The sequence below is a fragment of the Streptomyces sp. NPDC060209 genome, assembly GCF_042728155.1.
GTDB lineage: Bacteria > Actinomycetota > Actinomycetes > Streptomycetales > Streptomycetaceae > Streptomyces.
Map to the genome: position 1 here is coordinate 1 of NZ_JBHWZS010000456.1, position 4,934 is coordinate 4,934.

Annotated in this window: 4 protein-coding genes; all 4 read left to right on the top strand. The window is 64.8% G+C overall.

Annotation, left to right across the window (positions count from 1 at the left end; translation table 11 throughout):
* The first annotated feature begins 473 nt into the window (after positions 1 to 473).
* The 4 genes from rpsL to tuf all read left to right on the top strand — a co-directional run bounded on the left by rpsL (position 474) and on the right by tuf (position 4,838).
* The gene (gene rpsL / locus ACFWFI_RS40920) at positions 474 to 845 is read left to right on the top strand and encodes a 30S ribosomal protein S12 (RefSeq protein ID WP_003948652.1); all 372 of its coding nucleotides are present in this window, start codon (positions 474 to 476) and stop codon (positions 843 to 845) included.
* Between the two features lie 2 nt (positions 846 to 847).
* A complete protein-coding gene (rpsG, locus tag ACFWFI_RS40925; RefSeq protein WP_014154599.1) occupies positions 848 to 1,318 on the top strand; it encodes a 30S ribosomal protein S7 in 471 nt (156 codons plus the stop codon).
* Between the two features lie 38 nt (positions 1,319 to 1,356).
* The gene (gene fusA, locus ACFWFI_RS40930; RefSeq protein WP_387400759.1) at positions 1,357 to 3,486 is read left to right on the top strand and encodes an elongation factor G; all 2,130 of its coding nucleotides are present in this window, start codon (positions 1,357 to 1,359) and stop codon (positions 3,484 to 3,486) included.
* A gap of 158 nt (positions 3,487 to 3,644) precedes the next feature.
* Entirely contained in the window at positions 3,645 to 4,838 is a 1,194-nt protein-coding gene (tuf, locus tag ACFWFI_RS40935; RefSeq protein ID WP_387400761.1) for an elongation factor Tu, read from the top strand.
* Positions 4,839 to 4,934: the final 96 nt, after the last annotated feature.

Genomic DNA, 4,934 nt, shown 5'->3' on the forward strand with positions numbered 1-4,934 from the left:
CCGTCGAGCAACGCGACGGGGTGGGCGCCCTTCTGCGTGCCCGGAGTCGGCTGTCGTGAGGTCGGTCACCCGGGGTGACCGGCGGGCGGCCGGTGTCGGCCCGGCATCTGAGGCGGAGCCGGGCCGTGCTCGGGTCGTTCAGGCTGGTGAGAGGGGTGGTGACGACCCTTGGGCCACCGCCTGGGGCGTTCTTTGTGCCCAATCGCGCCGGACCGCTGGGGCCGGCGACCCGGGGTGGACGGCATTTGTTTTGACCCAGCTCCGTGAGGTAGGTACGCTCAAGCCTTGTGCCTGGGGTGTGCCTGGGCTCGGGTGCGTGTCCTCAACCGCATGGCGAGTCCGTAAGTGGCCACCGCAATCTGTGTTTCTTCTGCCTGATCGCAGGGGCGTGCAGTATTCGACACACCCGACCGCGTGGGTCGGCGAGTGTTCCAGGTTAGTTTCACGAACGGCACACAGAAACCGGAGAAGTAGTGCCTACGATCCAGCAGCTGGTCCGGAAGGGCCGGCAGGACAAGGTCGAGAAGAACAAGACGCCCGCGCTCGAGGGTTCGCCCCAGCGTCGTGGTGTCTGCACGCGTGTGTTCACGACCACCCCGAAGAAGCCGAACTCGGCCCTCCGTAAGGTCGCGCGTGTGCGTCTGACCTCCGGTATCGAGGTCACGGCCTACATCCCGGGTGAGGGGCACAACCTGCAGGAGCACTCCATCGTGCTCGTGCGTGGTGGCCGTGTGAAGGACCTGCCGGGTGTTCGTTACAAGATCATCCGCGGTTCGCTCGACACCCAGGGTGTCAAGAACCGCAAGCAGGCCCGCAGCCGCTACGGCGCCAAGAAGGAGAAGTAAGAATGCCTCGTAAGGGCCCCGCCCCGAAGCGCCCGGTCATCATCGACCCGGTCTACAGCTCTCCTCTTGTCACGTCGCTGATCAACAAGATCCTGCTCGACGGCAAGCGTTCCACCGCCGAGCGGATCGTGTACGGCGCCATGGAAGGCCTCCGCGAGAAGACCGGCGCTGACCCGGTCATCACGCTGAAGCGCGCGCTTGAGAACGTCAAGCCCTCGCTCGAGGTCAAGTCCCGCCGTGTCGGTGGCGCCACCTACCAGGTGCCGATCGAGGTCAAGCCCGGTCGCGCCGCAACGCTCTCGCTGCGCTGGATCGTGGGTTACTCCCGCGCCCGTCGCGAGAAGACCATGACCGAGCGCCTCATGAACGAGCTGCTCGACGCCTCCAACGGTCTTGGCGCTGCCGTCAAGAAGCGCGAGGACACCCACAAGATGGCCGAGTCCAACAAGGCCTTCGCGCACTACCGCTGGTAGTCGCTTACCCCATCGAGACCGAGAGAAGATTGAGCCTTATGGCCACCACTTCGCTTGACCTGGCCAAGGTCCGCAACATCGGGATCATGGCCCACATCGACGCGGGCAAGACGACCACCACTGAGCGGATCCTCTTCTACACCGGCGTTTCGTACAAGATCGGTGAAGTCCACGACGGCGCAGCCACGATGGACTGGATGGAGCAGGAGCAGGAGCGCGGCATCACGATCACGTCCGCCGCGACGACCTGTCACTGGCCGCTCAATGATGTTGACCACACCATCAACATCATCGACACCCCGGGTCACGTGGACTTCACCGTCGAGGTGGAGCGTTCGCTCCGCGTCCTCGACGGTGCCGTCACCGTGTTCGACGGTGTGGCGGGCGTCGAGCCCCAGTCCGAGACTGTCTGGCGTCAGGCGGACCGCTACGGCGTGCCGCGTATCTGCTTCGTCAACAAGCTCGACCGCACCGGCGCCGAGTTCCACCGCTGCGTCGACATGATCGTCGAGCGCCTCGGTGCGGTTCCGCTGGTCATGCAGCTCCCCATCGGTGCCGAAGCCGACTTCAAGGGCGTCGTCGACCTCGTGTCGATGAAGGCCTTCGTGTGGTCGGAAGAGGCCGCCAAGGGCGAGATGTACGACACGGTCGACATCCCGGACACCCACAAGGAGGCCGCCGAGGAATGGCGCGGCAAGCTCCTTGAGGCCGTCTCGGAGAACGACGACCAGATGATGGAGCTGTACCTCGAGGGCGTCGAGCCCACCGAGGAGCAGCTGCACGAGGCGATCCGTCGGATCACCCTCGCGTCGAAGGGCACGGCCGACTCCGTCACCGTGACCCCCGTCTTCTGTGGCACCGCGTTCAAGAACAAGGGCGTCCAGCCCCTGCTCGACGCGGTCGTCCGCTACCTGCCTTCCCCCCTGGACGTCGAGGCCATCGAAGGCCACGACGTCAAGGACCCGGAGCTGGTCGTCAAGCGCCGGCCTTCGGACGACGAGCCGTTCTCCGGCCTGGCGTTCAAGATCGCGAGCGACCCGCACCTCGGCAAGCTCACCTTCGTCCGGATCTACTCCGGTCGCCTCGAGGCCGGCACCGCGGTGCTGAACTCGGTCAAGGGCAAGAAGGAGCGCATCGGCAAGATCTACCGCATGCACGCGAACAAGCGTGAGGAGATCGCGTCGGTGGGCGCCGGTGACATCGTCGCCGTCATGGGTCTGAAGCAGACCACCACGGGTGAGACGCTGTCCGACGACAAGAACCCGGTGATCCTGGAGTCCATGGACTTCCCGGCGCCGGTCATTCAGGTCGCCATCGAGCCCAAGTCCAAGGGTGACCAGGAGAAGCTGGGTGTCGCCATCCAGCGGCTCTCGGAGGAGGACCCCTCCTTCCAGGTGCACTCCGACGAGGAGACCGGCCAGACCATCATCGGTGGTATGGGCGAGCTTCACCTCGAGGTGCTCGTCGACCGCATGAAGCGCGAATTCCGCGTCGAGGCGAACGTCGGCAAGCCCCAGGTCGCTTACCGCGAGACGATCCGCAAGACCGTCGAGCGCATCGACTACACGCACAAGAAGCAGACTGGTGGTACCGGCCAGTTCGCGAAGGTGCAGATCGCCCTCGAGCCCATCGAGGGTGGCGACGCCTCCTACGAGTTCGTCAACAAGGTCACCGGTGGCCGCATCCCCCGTGAGTACATTCCCTCGGTGGACGCGGGTGCCCAGGAAGCCATGCAGTTCGGCATCCTGGCCGGTTACGAGATGGTCGGCGTCCGCGTCACCCTTCTCGACGGTGGTTACCACGAGGTCGACTCCTCGGAGCTCGCCTTCAAGATCGCCGGTTCGCAGGCGTTCAAGGAGGGTGCCCGCAAGGCGTCCCCCGTGCTCCTCGAGCCGATGATGGCCGTCGAGGTCACCACGCCCGAGGACTACATGGGCGATGTCATCGGCGACCTCAACTCCCGCCGTGGCCAGATTCAGGCCATGGAGGAGCGCAGCGGCGCTCGCGTCGTGAAGGGCCTCGTGCCCCTCTCGGAGATGTTCGGCTACGTCGGAGACCTCCGCAGCAAGACCTCGGGTCGCGCAAGCTACTCGATGCAGTTCGACTCCTACGCCGAGGTTCCGCGGAACGTCGCCGAGGAGATCATCGCGAAGGCCAAGGGCGAGTAACTCTTCCGAGCTCACGCTTTAGGCTTGTCACCGGAGCCCGGTCGGGCATTCGTCGCAGCGCGTAAGCAGCGTGGCGAATGCCCCCGGCACCGGCATTCCAGCAAAGATCACCTGGCGCCGATGAAGCAAGGCGTACAGAACCACTCAGGAGGACCCCAGTGGCGAAGGCAAAGTTCGAGCGGACTAAGCCGCACGTCAACATCGGCACCATCGGTCACATCGACCACGGTAAGACGACCCTCACGGCCGCCATTACCAAGGTGCTGCACGACGCGTACCCGGACCTGAACGAGGCCTCGGCCTTCGACCAGATCGACAAGGCTCCTGAGGAGCGTCAGCGCGGTATCACGATCTCGATCGCGCACGTCGAGTACCAGACGGAGTCGCGTCACTACGCGCACGTCGACTGCCCGGGTCACGCGGACTACATCAAGAACATGATCACGGGTGCGGCGCAGATGGACGGCGCCATCCTCGTGGTCGCGGCCACCGACGGCCCGATGCCGCAGACCAAGGAGCACGTGCTCCTGGCCCGCCAGGTCGGCGTTCCGTACATCGTCGTCGCGCTGAACAAGGCCGACATGGTGGACGACGAGGAGATCCTGGAGCTCGTCGAGCTCGAGGTTCGTGAGCTCCTCTCCGAGTACGAGTTCCCGGGCGACGACCTTCCGGTCGTCAAGGTCTCGGCGCTCAAGGCTCTTGAGGGCGACGCCGAGTGGGGCAAGACCGTTCTCGACCTGATGAAGGCCGTGGACGAGAACATCCCGCAGCCCGAGCGTGACGTCGAGAAGCCGTTCCTCATGCCGATCGAGGACGTCTTCACGATCACCGGTCGCGGTACGGTCGTCACCGGCCGTATCGAGCGTGGTGTCCTCAAGGTCAACGAGACCGTTGACATCGTGGGCATCAAGCAGGAGAAGACCACCACCACGGTCACCGGCATCGAGATGTTCCGCAAGCTGCTCGACGAGGGCCAGGCCGGTGAGAACGTCGGTCTGCTCCTCCGTGGCATCAAGCGCGAGGACGTCGAGCGCGGCCAGGTCATCATCAAGCCGGGTTCGGTCACGCCGCACACCGAGTTCGAGGCGCAGTCCTACATCCTGTCGAAGGACGAGGGTGGCCGTCACACCCCCTTCTTCAACAACTACCGCCCGCAGTTCTACTTCCGTACCACGGACGTGACGGGCGTTGTGACCCTTCCCGAGGGCACCGAGATGGTCATGCCGGGTGACAACACCCTCATGAACGTCACGCTGATCCAGCCGGTCGCCATGGAAGAGGGCCTGAAGTTCGCCATCCGTGAGGGTGGCCGGACCGTGGGCGCCGGCCAGGTCACCAAGATCGTCAAGTAATTACTTGATCGTCTGACCTGGTTGCTCCTCACTGAGCACCAAGAAGGGCCCCGCACCTCGCGAGAGGTGCGGAGTTCTACGGACGGCTCTTCGGTG